Raw genomic sequence first — 21,877 nt, forward strand, 5'->3', positions numbered from 1 at the left:
GTCTCGCTCGGTTCTCATGGGTCTCGACAACCACATGATCACCAGCACCGTGCCTGCTCTGCTCTCCGGGGTCCCTTGCCACACAACGGACATGACGCCACGTCACTCACGAGACCGGCGAACCGGACCAATCCCAATCGCGCAATGCCCCTGGGCCGGAGCCGGCGGTAGTGGGTGGCGCAGGAGCCGCCGATCAGCCGGCAGGCGGCGGCGAAACGGCTCATGACATGTGCCGCAGCTGCGTACGCGCCCTGCCTATCAGGCCGGGGAATCGGATGCCCGACCTGATAGGCGCGAATGCCCCCAAGTGCCTTCACCCCGCAGCGCCGGAGCTATGAGACGCCCCTTAGCTAGCCTTCTGCTTCTTCTCTCCGCACAACAGAGCTTCCGCTTGCACTTCTGAAGGCCCCAACTTTTCGTGAACACCGCAGCTGAACAGACCCACATAGGTGGGATTCGACCAACTGTTCACGGTTCCCCGAATCATATTTCCTCCCTCCGCGCATCCATACACAAAGTTCGCTTCTATCACGTCAACCCCGACAACGCTCGCCATGACGCCGGAGTATTTACCAGTGAATTCTGTCTTCAAAACCTTGTCGTCCGGATCCATGGCGAAGATTTTCCCCGTCGGCTCTAGATCGATTCCTGTCGCCTCCTCGAGAGAGGAGATCGCGGATGACGGGTTCACATTATTTAGACCGGGGGATTGAGTGATGGCGGCACGGATGGTGCGGATGGGCTCCAACTCGAACGATGCGTGAACTGACTTTCCCTTGGGAATTTCAAATCGCTGAGGATCGGATACCGCCGCCAGCACCTGGCGCTTCTGGATATTTCCCCAATGGAATTTACCATCTTGACAGGTCCATTCCTTCGGGGTCGGTCGACTGGCTGTGGATGAGGACGATGCAGGAGCGACACGGTTCGCGGCACCGGCACTGCATGCCGCAACCAGGAGAACCATGGATGCCGCTCCAAGTAGACGCAGACATGTATTCATCTATTTTTCCAAATTGACGGGAGTGGAGTGCCAAATTAGCTCGGTCAGCAGCCCTTGTTGATTGCCAGCTTTGCCAGGCCATCGCGAGGCTTTATGCCGCATCGATACGTGTCCGAGTAGTTCACGGTGGAGAAGCTGTGCCCCTTCGCCGTGTAGGTCTTCGTGTGATAAACCTGACTCTTGCAGTGGTAGCCGTACTCGACTCCCTGAACTTGGCGCCGCCCATGGTAGAAAACCCACGTGTGCCCGGATGGAAGCGAAGTCTCCCATTGGTACGAGGTTGACTTCGTGCGGAAGCGAGCGTGACACTTACCGCTAACGCTTCGGTAAAGGCCAAGGCAGCCTTCATAGCCGACGCAAAAGTAGACACCGGGATAAGCATCACTGGCACCGGGGATCGGGAGTGAGGACCAAGCTTTGCTTCCCGTCGTCACCGGTCTCGACCTTCGCAGCCACCCTGGCTTGGTGTTCGGGCTCACCAGAGACCTGATTCTTACTCGAGTCCCACATCATCGGCGCGGGAGCCTCGGCGACCAGCTCGCCGTCGGTGTCCTTCAGCAAGAGGTGTCCGGAGTCCGCTTGGGACAACTTGAGCCCGTCAAGGTCCAACGGGATGCGGTAGGTGACCGTGCTGTCAGGGGCTTTGTCCAGCACTACGTTTTGTGAGAAACCCTGCGCGAGCGCGGTGACTTTGAGGGTTTGCCCGCCGCCCAGGACATAGGACGCTGTGGCGTCCTTAACCGTGGGGGCAGGAAGTTCGTCTTCCCAGCCCAGGCCGAAGGTCTTGGCTCCCTTGGACACCGATGCCAACGCGGTGTCTCCGCCATCGGATATTGCGATGTCCGCGGCAGCCACATCCGGTGTCAGGCTCGAGCCAGTATCCGACAGCGAGGTGTCGATGTCGTGCCATGCGCCATTCAACTTGGCGCGGATCGGTCCCGCGTAGATGGCAGTTTGCAGTTCGCTGCTGGGCAGCGCCCATGTGGTGGAGTCCGACGAGCGTGCGGACAAGACCTCGATCTTCCGGTCCTGCAGCCGTGCCATCAACAGCGCAGATGCCTCATCTTGCGCCTGGGCCGGCCCCTCGGACTTTACGGACGACGTATCGGAAATTACAGCTGCGTCCACAGCAACGCCATGCTCAGTTGCCTGCACCACCACGGCGGCTTCCACAGCCAAGACAAGCGATGCTGCACCCGCAAAGCGGCGTAGCCGCCTACGCCGCGACAGTGCAGCGTGCGCACTGGGCGGACCTGGCGGCCTGCCCGCGAACCAAAGAGTCATCACATCCCTTTCAGAGATCCCTGCATGAGAGAACGATGAGAGAGATATAAGACCAGGGGTCCGAAACCCACGTGACCGGGGGAGATGAGCCTCCGACTTCGCTCCTCGATCCGCCTGACAACAGGAATTTATGTCCGCATTAGGTGATCTTGATCAACCTCTTCACGAGTCGTTCACCGCGACTTTACGTCAATAAATGGCAAAGTGAGAGTTGGTGAAGAATTTACTTCGCGATTCCCGAAGCTCGACTTGTGTTCATCAACTGGCCATCCATGTAGTCAAATTGAGCGACCTTCAGAGACCTATACGAACTGATTGTTAGGGGCGCTTGGGGGTGGAGCGGGCCAGCCTTCGTGTCATCAGCCTGATCACGGGCCACTTGACGAAGGGGTGGCCGGTCGAGTCTGTCTCTGGCCGGTCCCCCTCGTCCATCAGATGAGGAAGAAGCAGTGACCGCCACCATCTATAAGAAGCTCCTGGTGTTGAGCTTCGTTGCCATGTTTTTCGTCATTGCCGGATTCGTCGGCGGTCTGACGCTGGCCGCGTTCGGCGATGCGGTGAAGGCCTGTGCAACAGGCGGGGCCGTCGTTGCGGGCACCGTCTTCGGTTTCGGCCTGGCGGCCCTCGCCCTGTTTTTCGAGCCTGCGGACGGTCCCGGCCAGAATCAGCCGGGGCCGCCCACGACGTGACTATCGCACCGGGCAGGCGTCGGTCGTACAGTCCTCATCGGTGGAGTCCTCGACGGACCTCAGGTCGTACGAGTTGAACTCCTCCTCGGTGATCCGCTCGTACGGAGCCTGCGCCCGTCCGGCATAGGGATCGCGCCCTTCAGGTCCGGCAGCCAGCTCTTGATGATCGCGGCGGCCTCGTCGACCGAGTACTTCCCTTCGGGGAAGTTCACGGTGTACGAAACAGCGTTGTCGGCGTAGGTCTGGTACATGGCTTGGAAGGCAAGCATCGCGTTCAGGTCGATCTCGTCCGCCGATTCCACGATCGCCGCGTCGTAGCCCATGGCCTCGACCTCGGCGACCAGCTTCTCCTTCGTGGGGAAGGCGACGACCATCGATTTGCCGCTCTGGTCGTACACGTCCTTCTCGACGAGGAAGCCCTGGATCATGCAGTCCTGCACCGTCGCAGCCTGCGCCGGGTCGCGCATCGAAAACCGGATGCGTCGGACGAAGTGCCGGGCGTAGATCGGGTGGGTGCCCTCGCTCACGCCGGGGAGCTTCGCGATCGATCCGGTCGGGGCGACGGTCGTCACCTTCGCCGGCTCCGGAACGCGCAGCTCGAAGGCGTACTCGCGAACCGTGTCGCACAGGTCGTTCAGCAGGTTGCGGAACCCGTACCCGTACGGGGCCTCGGAATACCGGACGCCCTGCTTGGCGAGCAAGCCGTGCACGCCGAGGTGACCGACACCGACGCGCCGCTTTGGGTGCATGACGTGGCGCTGTTCGTCGTCGGTCATGTCGCCGTACGTCGCCCGGATCAGGAAGCGCGTCATGAACTTGTGCGCCCACTCCAGGCCCTTGCGGTCGACCGAGCCACCCTTGACCTGCGGCGCGAAGTGGTCGAGGTTCACGTGGCCGAGCACGCACGCACCTGTCGGAGGAATCGCGATCTCTCTCCGCACGGGTTGGTGGCGACGACCTCGTTGATCTCGCCCTCGTTGGAGCAGGTCGCGTTCCAGTAGCCGGACTCGCCGTTGGCGAGCATCGCCTTGACCGCCGTCTCATGTACGGCTGAAGCCTCGATGTTCAGGGGGTGGTCGGCGTTGCCGAGCGCGTCGATGAAGTCCTGGTCGATCTCGACCGAGATGTTCGTCGTCCAGTGCTTGCTGCCGTCCTTCTTGCAGCAAGGAAGCAGCTCCAGCCCACCTTCTACGTGCCGTCGCCACCTGCAACGCCCGCTCCCTGATGTACTTCCTCTCGCTCCGCACGACGGACGAGGCAAGCAAGTTCCCGAGCTTCCCCCAGCGGGAGATCGAGATGGCAGCCGAGCAGATGGAGGAGAACTTCGCCGTGCACATGCCCGTCACGCACGCCGCTTTCCAGAAGCATGGGCGAGTGGCCCCGTGACCCGACCCGAAGAGCTGATCAAGCGGTACCCGACCCTGTTCGACTCCGAGCGTGAAGCCAAGCTCCCCGTGTGGGCGCAAGCCAAGCTCGGCGACCTCCGCCTCGTGCTCCTGGGCGAGGCAGAGGAGAGCGACCACCTGCGAGCGGACATCGACCGCATGAGCGGCACCATCGACCGCCTGAACACCGAGCTCGACCGCCACGCGAGCGGCCACCACAACTGACGACATGACAAAGCCCCAGCACCCCCGAAGGGGGGTGGCCGGGGTTTCGTCGTACCTGCTAGTCCTCGTTCGCCGCGAGGTCCCGCCACTCGATCTTCACGTGGTCATCGGGCGTCATCAGACGGGCATGCTTGCCCTTGGCCGGCAGGAACGTGACCTCCACACAGAAGTCGACCCATGCCCGACGGGTCGGGAGCGGAGTATCGGCCCACCCCTCGATCAGCCCGGCAATGCCGGCCACCGGATCGAACGGCGGGATGCCCGCGACGTTGACTATCTGGGACTCGATCCTTTCGAGCTTGTTCCGAAGGGCCTCACTGCCTGCCGTCATTTGAGACAGGTTGATCGCACCCTCCGCGTAGGCCATGGCGAGCCCGTCAAGGCGCTCCCGGAGAGCCTGGGCCTCCGCGTGCAGGTGCGCCGTGTCCGAGGCGCTGGCGCTCTGTCCAGAGCCCAGGACTGACGGCAGGAAGTCCGGCCAGACCATCCGAGCGAGCGTTGCAGTGGTCGCCCGCTTGTCGGCGATGCTCCGGGGCGTCCGGGTGTGAGTGTCAGCGCATCCGTAGACCGGCACGCCTCGGTAGCCGCGACCGCTGCCCGTTTCCCCGCACACCCCACACAGACCGATTCCGGTGAGCAGGGTCTGAGGCGTACGGCCCGTGCGCTTGCCTCCGCTGAACCGTTCCGGGTTGTTGAGGATGGCGACGGCCCCGTAGTGGACGTCGGCGTCGAGAATGGCCGGCCACGCCCCCTTGCCCATGACCTCGCCCCGGTACGTCGCCTGCCCGACGTAGCGCGGCGACGTGAGTACCTGCTTGACCCCTCGCAGGGTCCACGCCTTCCCGCCCGCCGCGATTCCGCGCGGAGACAGGCGCCCGGCCTCCGTCCACCGTCGAGCGACCGCCGAGAGGGACTCGCCGGTCAGGATCATCGCCGCACCCTCGCGGATGGCCTCCGCCTCGTCCGGGAGGATCGTCACATGGTCGTCGGCGTACCCGAAGGGCCGGATTCCCGCCGTGTACGGCTTACCGGCGCGAGCGGCCTGGAGGTTGGCCAGCTTCTGTCGCTCAGCCTTCTGCTCACCTTCGTACGTGGCCCACGCCGTGACCGTGCGAGCCACAGCTCGCCCTGCCGGTGTCGAGAGGTCGAGGTGTCCGGCCATGACGGCGTGGACGTTGACCCCGATGTCGATCACGCGCTCCAGGTCGCGCGTGACGCGGATGAGCCTGTCGGTGTGCCAGCAGACGATCACTTCCGGCTTGCTCGCGAGCATCGCCTCGAAGTCCGGGCGGACGACGGTCTTCTTCGTGGCGCTGAGGTCGTTGTCGGTGAAGATGCGTCCGACCTCGAAGCCGAGCTGCTTGCAGAGCTTGCGGCACTCCTCTTCCTGGCGGGCGACGCCCAGCTCTTCGCCCGTGAGATCCATACTGATCCGTACGTAGATGCTGGCCCGCATGACGGGCCCTCCCATACGATTGGTCATGGCAGGACGTTACCCCTTATCGATACCGCTCATTCGGCACGGTGATGGGCAACCTCGCCATCTGCGGTGGCCAGAACGTCTATCCGCGGGAGATTGAGGAATTCCTCTACGCCCACCCGAAGGTCGCGGACGTGCAGGTGGTGGGCGTACCGGACGCCACGCGCGGCGAGGAGATCCTGGCCTGTGTCATCCCCGAAGATCCGGCGGACCCGCCGAGCCTGGACGAGGTGACGGAGTGCTGCCGCGAGCAGCTTGCGCACTACAAGATCCCGCGGAGGCTGCAGATCCTGGAGGCCTTCCCGATGACGGTCAGCGGGAAGGTCCGGAAGATCGAACTGCGGGAGAACTACGGATAGTCGGTGACGCGGGGGGTGGTGCCCGGGGCGCGGTCAGGCGGCTTCGATGATGTCGCCGGCGGTGCCGCGGGTCGCCGCCGCCCACTCGATGAGCAGTACCTCGTACGCCGCGGACTCCACGGACGACCAGTCCTGCCCGGCTTGCGCGTCCACCAGCGCACGGATCGCCTCGTTCGCCTCGACGGCGGACGGGTGCGTCGGCTGTGCGGCGTGCAGCGGGTCGGAAGAGGGGGAATGCCGTGGAGTTAAGACCATGAGCGCTATCTTACGGCCGCCCACTGACAGAGCCCGAACAATTGTGGCCCCCAGGCGCGAACGTGACCGATTGCACTCGCTGTCGCCGACCGGTTCCGCTCCGGGGTCAGGAGGTTGAGGCCCGGTCAGAGTTCGCGTCGCATGCAGACCCTCGGCCAGCGGTCCAGGCCGTGTTCCGCCTCCTCCGCCCTGATCTTCCGCAGCCCGTCGGTGAGTTCGGCCTCCGCGAGCGTACGGAAGCCGAGGCGCGTGTAGTACGGCGCGTTCCACGGGACATGGGAGAACGTCGTCAGAGTGAGGGCGGCGAGCCGCCGGTCGCCCGCCCAACCGGCCACGTGATCGATGAGCGCGCGGCCCACGCCGCGCCGGGCGGCGGACGGATGGACCGAGACCTGCTCGACATGGGCCGCGCCGTCGACCTCGTCGGCGATCAGGTAACCGACGGGGCGGTCGTCGGATTCGACGGCAACCCAGGCGCGGCCGGCCCCGCGGTAGTCGTCCAGGAGGTCGAGGGGTGGCGGCTCGTCGTCCGAGACGGCGGACATGCCGAGGGTGCGGAACGGTTCGCCGGCGGCGCGCTCGATGTCCTGGAGCAGCGGGAGATCGGAGCGGCGGGCGGGACGGATACGCATGCCGCCAGTATGGCGTCGGCGGCCGGTGCGCGGGGGCAGGGGCCCTGGACTGCCGCCCGCGGGTGCCCGTTCGAGCGCTGTCCCCCACGTCACTTGGTGTCCGCCCGGCCCGGCGCACGCGACGCCTGCCGCGCACGGCGCATCAGGGGAAGCGGGCGACGGACATCAGGGATCGCGGAACCGGCGATCGGGCTCGGCCTCGCGCGGCCCGGTTCCGTCATGGACGGGCCGGATCGCGTAGGGCTCCTGGCGGACTGTCAAGCACAACAAACGCCTGCCAAGGGTGATGCCGCTGGTACTGAGGGGGCGTGTGGAGGCGTTTGTCGATTCCTGTGTGACCCCGATGTCATCTGTGGCGCATGCAGCCGATTGGCTACCTTCTGTAGCGGGCCGATTGCACACGGCGACATAGGGGTTGGTGTGTGCAGCGGCGGGATCGGAGAAGTGAACGTGAAAACTTGCAAGCGGTGGGCTGTGGGCCTGGGAGCCGTCGCGACCAGTGCCGCGCTGATGTCGGGCTCATTCAGCCCGGCCGTCGCCAGCGACTCCGCGGGGGCAGCCCCACGGTCTGTCGTCGCCAAGCAGCTGACCCTGAGGCTGGCCGCCGCTCCGGGCCAGCTCGCCAACGTACAGGGAGCGGCCCAGGGCAACGGCGTCCCGATCATCCAGTACCCGTGGTCCGACGCGCCCAACGAGCGCTGGGAAGCGAATGCGGTCGGGGGCGGCTACTACCGGTTCAGGTCCGTCAGCAGCGGCAAATGCCTCAACGTCAACGGCGGCAGTAACGCCAACGGAGCCCAGATCATCCAGTACACCTGCGGCCACGCCGGCAACGAACTGTGGAGGCTCGTGCCCAAGGGCATCGGTTACCAGATCGTCGTCAAGTCCAGCAACAAGTGCCTCAACGTCGCGGGGGGAGTAGGCGCCGGACGCCCCCTCATCCAGTACGACTGCACCGACCAGGGTGCGACCAACGACGTCTGGCTGACCGTCTGGGAACCCAACAACCTCTGAGTCCTCGCGGGGGTCCGTGAGAGGCGTTGACGCGGTGTGGCTGGGCCCTCCTTCGGGGGACCCAGCCACGTTCGGTCGTGGACAGTGGGCAACGGACAGCGCGACAACACCCAGGATGAGGACGATCCTCCGCCTTGCGGTGCACCGCATCTGACGCCGCGCGCTGATCCACCAGGGATTACGGGACAGCCCTTAGGCTTGCCGTGCCTATCGTGAAAAGAACCCCAGCGGCGGCGTCGAGGCAGGGCGGACGTGATGGAACCGGAGATCGATTATGCAGCGGTGTTCCAGGCCCTGCCCGGCGCGGTGGCGCTGCTTACCCCGCAGCTGGTCTACGCGGACGTCAACGAAGAGTTCCTGCGCGTGATGGGCCGCACCCGCAGCCAAGTCATCGGCCGCTACCTGCGCGACGATTTTGCCCACAGACCGAACGATGCCGGCGCGGCTGTGGTGCGCAACATCGAGGCGTCACTACGCCGGGCGGTGGAAACCGGTGAGCGCGACACCATGGAGCTGCAGCGCTACGACATGGAGGATCCCGACGGGCCCGGGATGCTGGGCGAGCGCTACTGGACCATGATCAATATTCCCGTCCTCGGTTCGGACGGGCGGGTGACGCTGCTGATGCACCGCGTGGAGGAGGTCACCGAACTCATCCGCGCCCGCGTGGTGGCGCTGAGCCTGCAGGAGGCGATGCTGCCCGCCCTCCGCCCGGCCGGGCGCCACCCGGCGGCCGCACGCTACCGGCCCGCCATCGACGCGCTGGATGTGTGCGGTGACTGGTACGACCTGGTGGAACTGCCCGGCGACCGCATCGCGGTCGCCGTCGGTGACGTCGTCGGCCACGGCCTGCCTGCGGCCCAGGTGATGGGGCAACTGCGCAGCGCGCTGAGTGCCGCCTCCCGCGTCACCGAAGGCCCCGCCCGTGCCCTGGAAGCTCTCGGGCTGTACGCCCGCTCGGTCGACGGCGCCGAGAACACCACTGTGGCCAACACGTTCATCGACTGGAACACCCACACCATCACCTACAGCAGCGCGGGGCACCCTCCGCCGGCTCTCCTGCACGGGGACGGAACCGTCGAGTTCTTGGACCAGGCCACCGACCCCCCGCTCGGCGCCCGCCCCGAACCCGCTCCCCGGCCCCAGGCCACCGTGCCCTTCACTGAGGGGTCCGTCCTCGTGCTGTATACCGACGGCCTGATCGAGCGCCGCCGCGAAGACATCGACGCCGGTCTCGCACGGCTCGCCCGCTCTCTGGCCGGCCACCGGACAGCCGACCCCGAAACGCTCGCGGACGCCCTGCTGGCCGACCTGCTCCCGCTCGGTGGCGTCACCGACGACACCGCCCTGGTCGTCGTGCGGCTGTGACCCGGCCGCCGTGTCCGGACGCCCTCAGCCCCCGGTGGAGAGCAGCTCGTCCGCCGGGTAGTTCACCGGCTGCGGGGTCCCGGTGAGGTCCATGACGAAAAGTGGGATGCCGAGCCCGTCGGCGCACCCCCTGGCGTCCTGCGCATACCCCGCCAGCGAGAAGAAGACGCTGGTCACCGATGCGTTGAGGGCGTTCAGCCAGAGACATTCGACGTCGCGCAGGGTGCTCGGCCGGGTGGTCGAGTCGACCTGGGCGATCAGTCCGGCGGCGCGCAGATCGATGCGGGACGAAGGCCGCTTCGCCGGTATGACGACGTCGCGGTAGCCCAGCCACCGCAGATACATGGCGGCGGCGGTGACCGCGTCGCGGCCGGTGCGGATCGTCATCGGCCGGAACGGCGGGCGGGGCGCGGGTGCCGTGCGCGGCAGCGGGATGTGGGTCGGCCGGACTTTGTCCGCCGGATCGGCGCCGGCCGCCGTGACCGGCCTGACCGGGATCCGCAGCACCGTCCCGCACGGGCAGCACAGCTCCGGCTGCGGCCACTGGTCGTGGCGCCCGCAGGCGCGGCAGCGCACGGTCACCCAGTCGTCGTTCCAGGTGCGGTGCGTGATCGGCTCGGGCGCGGCGCCGCGCAGCATCGGGGCGGCGGTGGGGGACCCGCACGGGCACGGGTAGACCGGTGTGAGGTACGCGTGCTCGCGGCGGCAGGCCGGGCAGCGTACCGGCACGGACTCCACCATGGCCTCCCTCCGGCACTGCTGCCGCCCCGGTGTCTGCCTTCGGGCACGTCGGCCCTCCGCGGCCGTCACCGTCCGACCGCACCCCGTGCCCCCATGCTCCACCACGAGTGGGGCGTGGGGGAGCGACTTGGAGGATTCGCGGCTCTTCCGGCAGTGCGTGGCAGCGGCCTGGCGCCCTCTCTTGACGTCCGCCGGGCCTCCGCTTAGATTGCTTCCGCATAGTAGAAACGAATTTCCGCAATACGGAATTGGTGCTCTCAGGTGGCGCGACAGGGCCCGACTCCACCAGGTCCGAGCAGGAGTACTCGCATGCCTCGAATGACCGCTGCCCGAGCGGCAGTTGAGATCCTCAAGCTGGAAGGCGTCAGTCACGCGTTCGGCGTGCCGGGAGCGGCGATCAATCCCTTCTACGCGGCGCTCAAGGCCGGCGGTGGCATCGACCACACCCTGGCCCGCCATGTCGAGGGCGCGTCCCACATGGCCGAGGGCTACACCCGGAGCAGGGCCGGCAACATCGGCGTCTGCATCGGTACGTCGGGTCCCGCCGGCACGGACATGATCACTGGGCTCTACTCGGCGATCGCCGACTCCGTCCCCATTCTCTGCATCACCGGCCAGGCGCCGGTGGCCAAACTCCACAAGGAGGACTTCCAGGCCGTCGACATCGCGTCGATCGCCAAGCCGGTGACCAAGGCCGCGACGACCGTCCTGGAGGCCGCACAGGTGCCCGGCGTCTTCCAGCAGGCCTTCCACCTGATGCGCTCGGGCCGCCCGGGTCCGGTCCTCATCGACTTGCCCATCGACATCCAGCTGACCGAGATCGAGTTCGACCCGGAGACGTACCAGCCGCTGCCCGTCTACAAGCCGGTCGCGTCCCGTGCCCAGATCGAGAAGGCGATCGGTTTTCTGCTCGCCGCCGAGCGCCCGTTGATCGTCGCCGGTGGCGGCATCATCAACGCCGACGCCTGCGAACTCCTCGTCGAGTTCGCCGAGCTGACCGGCACCCCGGTCATCCCGACGCTGATGGGCTGGGGCATCCTCGCCGACGACCACGAGCTCAACGCAGGGATGGTCGGCCTCCAGACCTCGCACCGCTACGGAAACGCGAACTTCCTGGAGTCGGACTTCGTCCTCGGCATCGGCAACCGCTGGGCCAATCGCCACACCGGCGACCTGGCCGTCTACACCAAGGGCCGGAAGTTCGTCCACGTCGACATCGAGCCCACCCAGCTCGGCAAGATCTTCCCGCCGGACCTCGGTATCGCCTCGGACGCCCGGGCCGCGCTGGAACTCTTCGTCGAGGTGGCCAAGGAGCTCAAGGCCGCGGGCAAGCTGCCGGACCGCAGCGCCTGGGCCGCCTCCGCCCAGGAGCGCAGGGCGAAGCTGCAGCGCCGCACCCACTTCGACCAAGTGCCGCTGAAGCCGCAGCGGGTGTATGAGGAGATGAACCGGGCCTTCGGGCCGGAGACCCGCTATGTCACCACGATCGGCCTCTCCCAGATCGCCGGCGCGCAGATGCTGCACGTCTACCGGCCGCGCCACTGGATCAACTGCGGCCAGGCCGGCCCGCTCGGCTGGACCATCCCGGCCGCGCTGGGGGTCGCCACCGCCGACCCCGAGGGCCAGGTCGTCGCGCTCTCCGGGGACTACGACTTCCAGTTCATGCTGGAGGAGCTGGCGGTCGGTGCGCAGCACAACATCGGGTACGTTCATGTCCTGGTGAACAACTCCTACCTGGGGCTGATCCGCCAGGCGCAGCGCAACCTGGACATCAACTTCCAGGTCAACCTGGAGTTCGAGAACATCAACTCGCCGGAACTGGGCGTCTATGGCGTCGACCACGTCAAGGTCGTCGAGGGGCTGGGCTGCAAGGCGATCCGGGTCACCGGGCCGGACCAACTGCTGCCCGCGTTCGAGGAGGCCAAGAAGCTGGCCGCCGAATTCCGCGTCCCCGTGGTCGTCGAGGCGATCCTGGAGCGCATCACCAACATCTCGATGAGTGGCGCCGGGATCGACGCCGTCAACGAGTGGGAGGACATTGCCACCGAGCCGGGCCACGCTCCCACGGCGATCCGCCCGTTCGTCGCGAGCTGACGCACCACTCCTCGGTACGTCTCCCAGGTGGGGGGCGGATCACCGGAACCCGGTGATCCGCCCCCCATCTGCCCGTCCTGACCAGGCCGAACACGGCCGACACCCCTACCCGTAGTACTTCAGAGCTACGCGGAAGGTGCCCTCCGCGGGTGGACGCCGACGACACGGTCCGCTCCCTAGCTTCTGTACCGGAAGCACGACCGACATCCGGTACGGAAGGACCATCCACTTATGGCGTCCCGCCAGCCCAGGAGCCGCCCCCGCACGCGCCGCCTCTTCACGGGCCCGCGCGGCGCCCGTGCCCTCCTCGCAGCCCTCGTCATCGCCGCGGTCACCGTGCCCCTCTCGGGGGCGGCTCGCCCCTCGGCCGTCCCGGCACCCGCCCCCGCCGCTCTCGCCCCGCTGCGCGCGACCCCCGCCGCCCTGGACGAGCGGTACGCCACCAACCGCGGTTCCATCCGGGCGGCCGAACGGATGGCCACCGGCCACGGCGACCGGAAGCGGGCGGCCGCGCTGCGCGAACTGGCCGACCCGGCACGCCACTTCCTCTCCTTCGACGGCCGCGAAGGTGGCCGCGGCGTCGAGGTCTTCGGTGATCTGTCCACGGCGCGCCGGATCGCCGTGCTGGTTCCGGGCGCGGGCATCACTGTCGACAAGTACTGGCGGCTGAGGGCCGGTGGTGTCGCGCTCCAGCGGCAGCTCGGCGAGGCATCGGCAGTGATCGGGTGGCTCGGGTACGCAACACCGGCCACGGTGAGCCCGGAAGCGGTGACGTCCGGCCTGGCCGAGCATGCCGCCCCCGAACTACGCGCATTCCTTGACGAGTTGCAGAAGTCCAAACCGTCCGCCCGGATCACGCTGCTCTGCCACTCCTACGGATCCGTCGTCTGCGCCAAGGCCGCGTCCGGGCTGGAGGTCGCGGGCATCGTCCTGTACGGCAGCCCCGGCACCGGCGCGCGAAACGTCGCCGCGCTGCACACCCAGGCCACCGTCTGGGCGGGCCGGGGCGGCAGCGACTGGATCGCCGACGTACCGCACGAACAGCTCCGACTTCCGCATCTCACCCTCGGGTTCGGGACCGACCCGGTCTCGCCCGGGTTCGGTGGCCGGCACTTCGCGGCGGGCGACGGCGGCCACAGCGACTACCTGAAGCCCGACTCCTTGTCCCTGAAGAACCTCGCCCGGATCGTCTCCGGCCGGAGCCCTGCCGAGGAGGGCCGCCATGCGTGAACTCGTCCGGCGGATCGACGCCGCCACCCCGCCCGACCGCGACCGGGCCGTGGACGCCCTGCGCGCCCTCGCCATCCTGGGCGTGGTGCTCGGCCATTGGCTGGTCACCGCACTGATCGCCGACACCGGCACGGTGCGTGCTGCCAGCCCCCTCCAGCACATGCCCGAACTGATCCCGGTCTCCTGGCTGTTCCAGACTCTCGCGGTCTTCTTCCTCGTCGGCGGACAGATGGCCGCGAAGAGCTACGCCTCCGCCCGCGCCCGCGGCACCACATACGGGCAGTGGCTCGGCGCCCGGACGATCCGGCTGTTCCGGCCGGTCGCCGCCGTGCTGGTGGTGTGGACCGTGATCACGGGCACGCTGCTCGCCGCCGGGGTGGGCACGGAGACCGTGCACGCGCTGCTCAAGCTGGTGCTGTCACCGCTGTGGTTCCTGCTCGTCTTCACGGCACTGACCGCGGTCACCCCGCTGGTCTCCAGGCTCCATCCGCTCTGGCCGGTCGCCGTCGTGCTCCACGTCGACCTGATCCGGTTCGGACTGGGCGGGCCCGCCTGGCTCGGATGGATCAATGTGGCGGCCGGCTGGCTCGTCCCGTACTGCCTGGGCGCGACCTGGGCCCGCGGCGGCCTGCAGAGCCGGGCCACCGGGTGGGCGCTGCTGCTGGTCGGCGCCGCGGCCACCGCCGGACTCGTTCTGTGGGCCGGCTACCCCGCGTCCATGGTCGGGGTGCCGGGCAGCAGGATCTCCAACCTCGACCCGCCCACCCTCGCGGCCGTCACCTTCGGTCTCGCCCAGTGCGGCGCGGCCCGGCTGCTGCTCGGCCCGCTGCGGCGGGTCCTGCGCCGCCCCGCGGCGTGGGCGGCGGTGGCGCTGGTCAACCTCTCCGCGATGACGGTCTTCCTCTGGCACCAGACCGCGATGATGGCGGTCACCGCCATCGGGCTGCTCGCGGGAGAGGCACTGCCGGGACTGCACACCGTGCCCAGGGATTCGAGCTGGGTGCTCTCCCGTCTGGCGTGGCTGCCGGCGTTCGCCGTGGCGCTGCTGGTCTGCTGGGCGGCGTTCCGCACGTACGAGGAGGGGCGGCCGCGACGCGGGAAGGGGCGGATCGTCCGCGAGAACCGTCCCACCAGGACCTCGGTGATGCGCCGTGTCTAAGTGGAGCTCGCATTTTGCGAGCGCCTCTAAGGTGGTCCGGATGACTTGGAAATCAGTGGCGGACAAGGAGCGGTTGAAGGCTGCCCTGCGGAGGGCGCCGCGCGTCCTGTTCGAGGATCTGACGACGCCCGCCGACCCGCTGCCGGACATGGGCCAGCCCGGATGGCCGGTCTGGCGGCCGGTGTTCGCGATGCTGCTGGTCATCTGCGCGGCCTTCCTCACCGTGTTCCATATGAACGAGATGAGTCCGGTCGACGGCGGCGGCATCCCCAAGTACGGGTTGCTGGGCATCGCCCACGGGGCGGCGCTCATCGCCGCGATGTTCCGCCCGGTGTCGGCCTGGTGGGCATCGACCGTCCTCATGGTCGTCACCGTGCGGCTCAACGAGCCTGATATGAGCGGGGACCAGTTGTTCCCATGGAGCGTTTCCGGGCTCGCGCTCCAGTGCGGGGTGCTCTTCCTGCTGGCGCTGCGGGTCCCGCCCCGCCGCGCGGCCGGGGCGGTGGTGATCACTCTCCTCGCCGGAATGGCCTGCGCCCTCTTCACCACCACGCCGCACAACTACGACATCGATCGCTCCACTCCGGTCCTGATCGCCGCCGTGGTACTCGGCGCCGCGCTGCGCGGCCTGCGGGTGGCCCGCACCCAGCTCGTCGTCCAGGAGGAGCTCACCGCCGGGGAGCGGGCCCGGCGCACCCTCCTGGAGGAGCGCAACCGCATCGCCCGCGAGCTGCACGACGTGGTCGCCCACCACATGTCGGTGATCTCCATCCAGGCGCAGGTCGCCCCGCACCTGGTCGAGAACCCCTCCGACGAGCTCCGGGAGAACCTCGCGGGCATCCGGCAGAATGCCGTCGAGGCGCTCACCGAACTGCGCCATGTGCTCGGCGTACTCCGCTCCGAGGACGCCCTGTCGCAAGGCGTGAGGCACACCCCGCAGCCCACCCTCGACCGGCTCGACGAACTGGTCGCCAATGTGCGAGGCGCCGGGCTCACGGTCACCACCGCCACCACCGGTGCGCCGCGCGCGCTGCCGCCCGGTGTCGAGTTGTCGGCCTTCCGGATCGTCCAGGAGGCGCTCAGCAACGCGATGAGACATGCCCCCGGCGCACAGGTGCGGGTGGAGACGGCCTACGGGACGACCGGGCTGACAGTCCGGATCACCAACACCGCGCCCGACGTGCCGGCCAAACCCTCGCAGTCCATGGGGCACGGGCTGCTGGGGATGCGCGAACGCACTGCCATGCTGGGCGGCGAACTCGCGGCCGGGGCGACCCCGGACGGCGGTTACGAGGTCACGGCTATCCTGCCGGTCAGCGCCCCTGCTCTGGCCACCGAATCTGCCGAGGACACCCCGTGACGACCATTCGCGTACTCATCGCTGACGATCAGATGATGGTTCGTCAGGGCTTCACGGTGCTGCTCGACGCGGAACCCGGCATCGAGGTCGTCGGCCAGGCGGTGGACGGCCTCGACGCCGTCACCAAGGTCGCCGAACTCGCCCCGGACGTCGTGCTGATGGACGTCAGGATGCCTGTGCTCGGCGGCATCGAGGCGACCCGCCGCATCACGTCACCGCCCGGCGCCCGGGTCAAGGTGCTCATCCTGACCACCTTCGATCTCGACGAGTACGTGTACGAGGCGCTCCGCGCGGGTGCGTCCGGCTTCCTCCTCAAGGACGCATCGATCGAGGAACTGACCCATGCGGTCAGGGTCGTGGCGTCCGGTGACGCGCTGCTCGCCCCGAACATCACCAAGCGGCTGATCGCCGAGTTCTCCCGGATGACCGCCGCCCCCCGTGCGCCGTTGAAGGACCGCGTCGGTCATCTGACGGAACGCGAGACAGAGGTGCTGTCCCTGATCGCGCAGGGTCTGTCGAACGCGGAGATAGCCCAGTTGCTGGTGGTGGCGGAGCAGACCACGAAGACCCATGTGAGCCGGATCCTGGCCAAACTGGGGCTGCGCGACCGGACGCAGGCGGCGGTCTTCGCCTACGAGACGGGCCTGGTGCGCCCGGCCGGCTACTGACGTCCATGCGAAAGGGCGGGAGCACGGGACCGTCCGTGCCCCCGCCCCGGGGTGGTGACCGCCCGACGGCGGGAGGCAGGCGCGACCGATTCGTTCGCACCGCCGGGCGGAGTTCTGCAGGCTGAGAGGCTGGTTGAGCCGGGACCGCGGCGGCGCGCGATGGGCGGCCGGGTCCGCTCTCTCAGGTCGAGAGCGGCCGTCGGCTGCCTTCACCACCGCACTGGCTCGCACGCCGCCGCGGTCCTCGGTCGCGCCCGTCCCGCTGGACACCCCTCAGGGTCGGCTGGACGGACAGCGCAGGGGGCATGACCTCCCGTCGCATCCCTTGCGCGGTTCCGGTTCTAGGGCGTGTTTCGAAAGTAGCGTCGTCCGCCTGTAGGGCGGGCCAGGCGTCGCCCGGCAGGCGGGACTTTCGAAACACGCCCTAGTCCTCGCGCAGGGCGCGGACAGCTTCCTCGACGCGCTTGCCGTAGTCGGCGTCGGCGGCGTGGAAGTGCGCGAGGTTCTTCTCGATCACGTCGTCGCGGGTGACCTGGGAGAGGCCGCCGGCGATGTTGGCGACCAGGCGGCCCTTCTCGTCCTCGGACATCAGCCGGTAGAGCTCGCCCGCCTGGAAGAAGTCGTCGTCCTTGGTGTGGGCGGGCGCCGCGTGGGTGCCGGTCCAGCCGTGGATCGCCAGCGGGGCGGAGAGTGCCGCGCCGGTCTGGACGGGGCCGGCGTACGAGTTGGGCTCGTAGTTCTTGTCGTGGCGTGCGCCGTTGCGGGTGGCGTGCAGACCGTCGCGGCCGTAGTTGTCGACGACGGCGGTCCGCGGGGCGTTCACCGGGAGCTGGGTGTGGTTGACGCCCAGCCGGTAGCGGTGCGCGTCGGCGTAGGCGAACAGGCGGCCCTGGAGCATCTTGTCCGGGGAGGGGCCGATGCCGGGCACGAAGTTGTTCGGGGAGAACGCGGCCTGCTCGACCTCGGCGAACACATTGTCCGGGTTGCGGTCCAGGACCAGCCGGCCCACGCGCTGCAGCGGGTAGTCGCTGTGCGGCCACACCTTGGTGAGGTCGAACGGGTTGAAGCGGTAGTCCGCGGCCTCGGCGGCCGGCATGACCTGCACGTACAGGGTCCAGGACGGGTTCACGCCCCGTTCGATGGCCTGCAGCAGGTCCGTCTGGTGCGAGGTGCTGTCCCTGCCCGCGAGCTCGGCGGCCTGCTCGCTGGAGAGGGAGCGCACGCCCTGGTTCGTCTTGAAGTGGTACTTGACGAAGAAGGCCTCGCCCTGGGCGTTCGTCCACTGGTAGGTGTGCGAGCCGTAGCCGTTCATGTGGCGGTACGAGGCAGGAATGCCCCGGTCGCCCATCAGCCAGGTGACCTGGTGCGTCGCCTCGGGGGTGTGCGCCCAGAAGTCCCAGACGCTGTCCGGCTCCTGACGGCCCGTGAACGGATCGCGCTTCTGCGAGTGGATGAAGTCGGGGAACTTGATCGGGTCCTTGATGAAGAAGACCGGGGTGTTGTTGCCGACCAGGTCGTAATTACCCTCGTCCGTGTAGAACTTGAGGGCGAAGCCGCGCGGGTCGCGTACGGCATCGGCGCCGCCGAGCGAGTCGGCGACCGTCGAGAACCGGATGAACGTCTCGGTGCGCTTGCCGACGGCGGAGAGGAAGTCGGCCCGGGTGAAGCCGGTGACGTCGTCGGTCACCTCGAAGTAGCCGTACGCGCCGGAACCGCGGGCGTGGACCACGCGCTCCGGGATGCGCTCCCGGTTGAAGCGCGCGAGCTTCTCCAGCAGGTGCTGGTCCTGGAGGAGGATCGGGCCACCGACGCCGGCGGTGGCGGAGTTCTGGTTGTCGGCGACCGGGGCGCCTGACTCGGTCGTAAGCACACGCTGCGTCATGGTGTCGGGGCGACCTTCCGTACGGGAGCTGCTGAACTGCCACGCCCTGGGGGCTCCAGGAGCGTAAGTACGCTCCGAACCGAACGTCAACAGTTTGTTGAAATTGCGAGTGGGGTGTTCCGGATGACGCCGACGCCTGGGCGCGACAGGACAGGTGTCAGCGCCGACGCCATCCGGAAGTCTGTGGGGCGGTCGGTCAGGCCCGGACGGGCCGGCCCGAGAGGCGCTCGACCGCGCGCAGCAGGGCCGAGTGGTCCAGGCCGCCGTCGCCTTGCGCGCGGAGCGAGGCGACGAGCTGGGCGACGACGGCGCCGACGGGCAGTGCGGCACCGACATGACGGGCGGCGTCGGTGACGATGCCCATGTCCTTGTGGTGCAGATCGATCCGGAAGCCCGGCGCGAAGTCGCGCCTGAGGAAGTTTTCCTTCTTGCGGGTCAGTACGGTCGAGCCGGCCAGGCCGCCGTTCAGCACGTCGAGCGCGGCCGCGAGATCGACCCCGGACTTCTCCAGGAAGACGACGGCTTCGGCGCAGGCCTGGATGTTGACCGCGACGATCAGCTGGTTGGCGGCCTTCACCGTCTGGCCGGAGCCGTGCGGGCCGCAGAGCACGATCGTCTTGCCGAGCGCCTGCAGGATCGGCTGCGCGGCGTCGAAGTCGGCCTGCTCGCCGCCGACCATGATCGACAGAACGGCTTCGATCGCTCCGGCCTCGCCCCCGGAGACCGGGGCGTCCAGGACGCGGATGTCCTTCTCCTTCGCGTTCTTCGCGAGGTCGACGGAGGTCTGCGGGGTGATCGAGGACATGTCGATCAGCAGGGCGCCCGACTTCGCGTTCGCCAGGATGCCCTCGGGGCCGTACGCGACGGCCTCGACGTGCGGGGACGCGGGCACCATCGTGATGACGACATCGGCGTCCCGTACCGCCTCGGCGATCGAACCCGCGCCGTGCCCGCCGGCCGCCGCCAGCCGGTCGATCTTGTCCTGCTCCAGGGTGTATCCGGTGACGTCGTAACCGGCCTTGAGCAGGTTCTCGGACATGGGGGAGCCCATGATGCCGAGTCCGATCCACGCAACCTTGGGGAGGTTGTTGCTCATGAGGGGGTGCCTTCCTGAAAACGTGTGTACGAGGGGAGTCCGACATCCTCAGCGAGCTGCTCGGGCCTCGGCCGGGAGCCAGGCGAAGGACTCGGCGCTCGGCCGGTCGCCGGGCTTGTACTCCAGACCGACCCAGCCGTCGTAACCGGCCTTCGTCAGCTCGTCGAGGAGTTGCTCCAGCCGCAGGGAGCCGGTGCCGGGCGCGCCGCGCCCCGGGTTGTCGGCGATCTGGACGTGGCCGGTCCGGTCGGCGTACGCGGCGATGACCTGGCTGAGGTCCTCGCCGTTCATCGACAGGTGGTAGAGGTCCAGCAGGAATGTCGCATTGCCGAGCCCTGTCGCGGCGTTGACCTTGTCGACGACCTCGATTCCGGCCGGTGCGCTCACCAGCGGGTAGCGCGGCGACTCCGGCTCGTTCAGGGTCTCGATCAGCAGGACCGCCCCGATCCGGTCGGCCGCGCGGGCGGCCAGGACCAGGTTCTCCAGGGCGAGCTCGTCCTGCACGGCCGGGTCCACGCCGTCGACGCGGTTGCCGTACAGCGCGTTGAGCGCCTTGCAACCCACCGAGGCGGCGAAGTCGGCCACCACCTCGATATTGGCGCGGAAGCGGTCCGACTCCGGGCCGGGCACGGAGAGCGCGCCGCGGTCGGGGCCGGGAAGCTGTCCGGCGTAGAAGTTCAGCCCCACCAGCTGCGTGCCTGCGTCGTCGAGCGCCTTCTTGAGGGCGTCGAGTTCGCTCTGCGGCGGGGTGGGGGTCTCGATCCAGGGCCACCACAGCTCGACCGCCGTGAAGCCCGCCGCGGCAGCGGCAGCGGGGCGCTCCAGGAGCGGGAGTTCCGTGAAGAGGATCGAAAGGTTCACATCGAAGCGCTGGTCCGGGTATCCCATGAGGGTCAGCACTCCTTCCGTATTGCGGAAGTTAGTTTCTGCTGAACGGAAGATTGCCTCGGGGTTGGTTGGGCTGTCAAGGGGGTGCCCGGAATTCGGGCCGGTCAGGGCTCGTCCTGACGCACGGCAGGCGGGGCGGACACCCGCGGGCCGTCCACCCCGCCTGCTGCTCTCCGGCTGCCGGACTGCCGGGCTGCCGGGCTGCCCGGCGGGCGGGGTGTACGGCGACACCAGCTTCCTTGGCGGGTCCGTTAGGGTCGGGGCCGAGCCGCGGGCCTCTGGGTGCGGCGAGCACATGATGGAGGCACAGTGCGCTTGAGAGTGGAGTTCACCACCGAGCCCTTCGATCTCGACGAGGCACCCGCCCATGCGGTGGTGGCCCGCGAGGTGATCCAGACGGCCGAGCTGGACGCCGTGGATGTCGGCCCCTTCGGCAATACGGCGGAGGGTGCCGCCGACGCGGTGCTCACCGCGGTGGACTCCCTGCTCCGCAAGGCCCTGGAGTCCGGTGCCACCCGGGTGTCGCTCCAGGTCAACGTCATCGGGGAGGGCTCGAAGTGACCGAACCGGCGGACCACCCCCTCGTCGCCGCGGTCAAGCCGCTCGTCGACGCCTTGGGTGCCGAGCTGGTCGGCCCCGAGGGCGCCGGGATCGACGACGTCGTGCTGGCCTGGGAGGGCGAGGACGTCATAGCCGTACGGCTGCCGCAGCTCTCGGACTCGCTCGACCACATCCTGGCAGCCATGGAGCGGCGGCACGGCATGCCGCTGGCCGAGTTGGACCGTAAGGCCAAACAGTCGGTCGTGCGGACCCTGGAGGCACGGGGTGCCTTCTCGGTGCGGCACGGCGTGGAGACGGTGGCGGGGGCGCTGGGGGTCAGCCGCTTCACCGTCTACAACTATCTCAACAGGGAAAATGCCGCCAAAGGTGACTAGTGCCGCGACCGGCACTAGTGCCCCTCACGGCACTGGGGCGTGTTTCGAAAGTCCCGCCTGCCGGGCGGCGTCTGGCACGCACGCTCGCTGCGTTGTCGGGCTCGCCCCGATACACCCAGTATCGGGGCGA

The 21,877-nt window shown here is 68.2% G+C and carries 22 protein-coding genes and 2 pseudogenes; 13 read left to right on the plus strand and 11 right to left on the minus strand.

Going from position 1 to position 21,877, the window contains the following annotated elements; all coding sequences use genetic code 11:
* Window positions 1-346 precede the first annotated feature (346 nt).
* Window positions 347-967 carry a hypothetical protein gene (locus AB0N06_RS33455; RefSeq protein WP_366138449.1) on the minus strand — a complete coding sequence of 207 codons (621 nt, stop codon included), beginning with the start codon at window positions 965-967 and terminating at the stop codon, window positions 347-349.
* Window positions 968-1,384: 417 nt separating this feature from the next.
* Complete coding sequence (locus tag AB0N06_RS33460; RefSeq protein ID WP_366138450.1) at window positions 1,385-2,182, minus strand: hypothetical protein; 798 nt, start codon at window positions 2,180-2,182, stop codon at window positions 1,385-1,387.
* Between the two features lie 554 nt (window positions 2,183-2,736).
* Between AB0N06_RS33460 and AB0N06_RS33465 the strand changes: the two genes are divergently transcribed.
* Window positions 2,737-2,976 carry a hypothetical protein gene (locus AB0N06_RS33465; RefSeq protein WP_366138451.1) on the plus strand — a complete coding sequence of 80 codons (240 nt, stop codon included), beginning with the start codon at window positions 2,737-2,739 and terminating at the stop codon, window positions 2,974-2,976.
* A gap of 59 nt (window positions 2,977-3,035) precedes the next feature.
* Here AB0N06_RS33465 and AB0N06_RS33470 read toward each other — a convergent pair whose 3' ends face one another.
* Window positions 3,036-3,878 (minus strand): hypothetical protein, encoded by an 843-nt coding sequence (locus AB0N06_RS33470; protein ID WP_366138452.1) that lies wholly within the window; start codon window positions 3,876-3,878, stop codon window positions 3,036-3,038.
* On the minus strand, window positions 3,863-4,237 hold the full coding sequence (locus AB0N06_RS33475; protein WP_366138453.1) for a hypothetical protein: 375 nt from the start codon (window positions 4,235-4,237) through the stop codon (window positions 3,863-3,865). Before AB0N06_RS33475 ends, AB0N06_RS33470 begins: the two co-directional genes overlap by 16 nt.
* Between AB0N06_RS33475 and AB0N06_RS33480 the strand changes: the two are divergent.
* Both AB0N06_RS33480 and AB0N06_RS33485 read left to right on the plus strand, forming a co-directional pair.
* Window positions 4,171-4,362: pseudogene (locus AB0N06_RS33480) on the plus strand (thymidylate synthase (FAD)); the annotation flags it as partial. The gene AB0N06_RS33475 and the pseudogene AB0N06_RS33480 sit on opposite strands and share 67 nt — an antisense overlap.
* The gene (locus tag AB0N06_RS33485) at window positions 4,359-4,586 is read left to right on the plus strand and encodes a hypothetical protein (protein WP_366138454.1); all 228 of its coding nucleotides are present in this window, start codon (window positions 4,359-4,361) and stop codon (window positions 4,584-4,586) included. The pseudogene AB0N06_RS33480 and the gene AB0N06_RS33485, both read left to right, overlap by 4 nt.
* A gap of 58 nt (window positions 4,587-4,644) precedes the next feature.
* On the opposite strand, the gene AB0N06_RS33490 is transcribed toward AB0N06_RS33485, so the two are convergent.
* Window positions 4,645-6,069: a recombinase family protein gene (locus AB0N06_RS33490; RefSeq protein WP_366138455.1), complete on the minus strand. Its 1,425-nt coding sequence runs from the start codon at window positions 6,067-6,069 to the stop codon at window positions 4,645-4,647.
* Window positions 6,070-6,110: 41 nt separating this feature from the next.
* Between AB0N06_RS33490 and AB0N06_RS33495 the strand changes: the two are divergent.
* A pseudogene (locus tag AB0N06_RS33495) lies at window positions 6,111-6,425 on the plus strand (AMP-binding protein); the annotation flags it as partial.
* Window positions 6,426-6,458: 33 nt separating this feature from the next.
* Here the strand turns inward: AB0N06_RS33495 and AB0N06_RS33500 are convergent.
* Together AB0N06_RS33500 and AB0N06_RS33505 are read right to left on the minus strand one after the other, a co-directional pair.
* Complete coding sequence (locus AB0N06_RS33500; protein WP_366138456.1) at window positions 6,459-6,680, minus strand: hypothetical protein; 222 nt, start codon at window positions 6,678-6,680, stop codon at window positions 6,459-6,461.
* A 125-nt stretch (window positions 6,681-6,805) separates the two neighbouring features.
* A complete protein-coding gene (locus AB0N06_RS33505) occupies window positions 6,806-7,312 on the minus strand; it encodes a GNAT family N-acetyltransferase (protein WP_366138457.1) in 507 nt (168 codons plus the stop codon).
* A gap of 444 nt (window positions 7,313-7,756) precedes the next feature.
* Between AB0N06_RS33505 and AB0N06_RS33510 the strand changes: the two genes are divergently transcribed.
* Window positions 7,757-8,326 carry an RICIN domain-containing protein gene (locus AB0N06_RS33510; RefSeq protein ID WP_366138458.1) on the plus strand — a complete coding sequence of 190 codons (570 nt, stop codon included), beginning with the start codon at window positions 7,757-7,759 and terminating at the stop codon, window positions 8,324-8,326.
* 252 nt (window positions 8,327-8,578) lie between these two features.
* Window positions 8,579-9,694 (plus strand): SpoIIE family protein phosphatase, encoded by a 1,116-nt coding sequence (locus tag AB0N06_RS33515; RefSeq protein ID WP_366138459.1) that lies wholly within the window; start codon window positions 8,579-8,581, stop codon window positions 9,692-9,694.
* 24 nt (window positions 9,695-9,718) lie between these two features.
* Here the strand turns inward: AB0N06_RS33515 and AB0N06_RS33520 are convergent, their stop codons facing one another.
* Complete coding sequence (locus AB0N06_RS33520) at window positions 9,719-10,432, minus strand: hypothetical protein (RefSeq protein WP_366138472.1); 714 nt, start codon at window positions 10,430-10,432, stop codon at window positions 9,719-9,721.
* Between the two features lie 312 nt (window positions 10,433-10,744).
* Here AB0N06_RS33520 and gcl point away from each other — a divergent pair, with 312 nt between their 5' ends.
* The 5 genes from gcl (at window position 10,745) to AB0N06_RS33545 (ending at window position 16,946) form a co-directional block, all read left to right on the plus strand.
* A complete protein-coding gene (gene gcl, locus AB0N06_RS33525) occupies window positions 10,745-12,529 on the plus strand; it encodes a glyoxylate carboligase (protein ID WP_366138460.1) in 1,785 nt (594 codons plus the stop codon).
* Window positions 12,530-12,760: 231 nt separating this feature from the next.
* Window positions 12,761-13,759, plus strand: coding sequence for an alpha/beta hydrolase (locus AB0N06_RS33530; protein ID WP_366138461.1), 999 nt, complete (start codon window positions 12,761-12,763; stop codon window positions 13,757-13,759).
* Entirely contained in the window at window positions 13,752-14,918 is a 1,167-nt protein-coding gene (locus AB0N06_RS33535; protein ID WP_366138462.1) for an acyltransferase, read from the plus strand. The genes AB0N06_RS33530 and AB0N06_RS33535 overlap by 8 nt, the downstream gene beginning before the upstream one ends.
* 40 nt (window positions 14,919-14,958) lie before the next feature.
* Complete coding sequence (locus tag AB0N06_RS33540; protein WP_366138463.1) at window positions 14,959-16,278, plus strand: sensor histidine kinase; 1,320 nt, start codon at window positions 14,959-14,961, stop codon at window positions 16,276-16,278.
* Window positions 16,275-16,946, plus strand: coding sequence for a response regulator transcription factor (locus AB0N06_RS33545; protein ID WP_366138464.1), 672 nt, complete (start codon window positions 16,275-16,277; stop codon window positions 16,944-16,946). Before AB0N06_RS33540 ends, AB0N06_RS33545 begins: the two co-directional genes overlap by 4 nt.
* 424 nt (window positions 16,947-17,370) lie before the next feature.
* Here the strand turns inward: AB0N06_RS33545 and AB0N06_RS33550 are convergent, their stop codons facing one another.
* The 3 genes from AB0N06_RS33550 to AB0N06_RS33560 all read right to left on the minus strand — a co-directional run bounded on the left by AB0N06_RS33550 (window position 17,371) and on the right by AB0N06_RS33560 (window position 20,812).
* Complete coding sequence (locus AB0N06_RS33550; RefSeq protein WP_366138466.1) at window positions 17,371-18,828, minus strand: catalase; 1,458 nt, start codon at window positions 18,826-18,828, stop codon at window positions 17,371-17,373.
* Between the two features lie 196 nt (window positions 18,829-19,024).
* Window positions 19,025-19,924: a 2-hydroxy-3-oxopropionate reductase gene (locus AB0N06_RS33555; protein ID WP_366138467.1), complete on the minus strand. Its 900-nt coding sequence runs from the start codon at window positions 19,922-19,924 to the stop codon at window positions 19,025-19,027.
* Between the two features lie 48 nt (window positions 19,925-19,972).
* On the minus strand, window positions 19,973-20,812 hold the full coding sequence (locus AB0N06_RS33560) for a TIM barrel protein (protein ID WP_366138469.1): 840 nt from the start codon (window positions 20,810-20,812) through the stop codon (window positions 19,973-19,975).
* Between the two features lie 309 nt (window positions 20,813-21,121).
* On the opposite strand from AB0N06_RS33560, the gene AB0N06_RS33565 reads away from it, so the two are divergent.
* Complete coding sequence (locus tag AB0N06_RS33565; RefSeq protein WP_366138470.1) at window positions 21,122-21,373, plus strand: hypothetical protein; 252 nt, start codon at window positions 21,122-21,124, stop codon at window positions 21,371-21,373.
* Window positions 21,370-21,747: a helix-turn-helix domain-containing protein gene (locus AB0N06_RS33570; RefSeq protein ID WP_366138471.1), complete on the plus strand. Its 378-nt coding sequence runs from the start codon at window positions 21,370-21,372 to the stop codon at window positions 21,745-21,747. The genes AB0N06_RS33565 and AB0N06_RS33570 overlap by 4 nt, the downstream gene beginning before the upstream one ends.
* Window positions 21,748-21,877 lie beyond the last annotated feature (130 nt).

This window comes from Streptomyces sp. NPDC051020 (genome assembly GCF_040683105.1).
GTDB lineage: Bacteria > Actinomycetota > Actinomycetes > Streptomycetales > Streptomycetaceae > Streptomyces.

Coding starts and splice junctions, on each gene's coding strand:
- AB0N06_RS33455 (WP_366138449.1), bottom strand. CDS start 967: ATGGTTCTCCTGGTTGCGGCATGCAGTGCCGGTGCCGCGAACCGTGTC.
- AB0N06_RS33490 (WP_366138455.1), bottom strand. CDS start 6,069: ATGACCAATCGTATGGGAGGGCCCGTCATGCGGGCCAGCATCTACGTA.
- AB0N06_RS33500 (WP_366138456.1), bottom strand. CDS start 6,680: ATGGTCTTAACTCCACGGCATTCCCCCTCTTCCGACCCGCTGCACGCC.
- AB0N06_RS33505 (WP_366138457.1), bottom strand. CDS start 7,312: ATGCGTATCCGTCCCGCCCGCCGCTCCGATCTCCCGCTGCTCCAGGAC.
- gcl (WP_366138460.1), top strand. CDS start 10,745: ATGCCTCGAATGACCGCTGCCCGAGCGGCAGTTGAGATCCTCAAGCTG.
- AB0N06_RS33530 (WP_366138461.1), top strand. CDS start 12,761: ATGGCGTCCCGCCAGCCCAGGAGCCGCCCCCGCACGCGCCGCCTCTTC.
- AB0N06_RS33535 (WP_366138462.1), top strand. CDS start 13,752: ATGCGTGAACTCGTCCGGCGGATCGACGCCGCCACCCCGCCCGACCGC.
- AB0N06_RS33540 (WP_366138463.1), top strand. CDS start 14,959: ATGACTTGGAAATCAGTGGCGGACAAGGAGCGGTTGAAGGCTGCCCTG.
- AB0N06_RS33550 (WP_366138466.1), bottom strand. CDS start 18,828: ATGACGCAGCGTGTGCTTACGACCGAGTCAGGCGCCCCGGTCGCCGAC.
- AB0N06_RS33555 (WP_366138467.1), bottom strand. CDS start 19,924: ATGAGCAACAACCTCCCCAAGGTTGCGTGGATCGGACTCGGCATCATG.
- AB0N06_RS33560 (WP_366138469.1), bottom strand. CDS start 20,812: ATGGGATACCCGGACCAGCGCTTCGATGTGAACCTTTCGATCCTCTTC.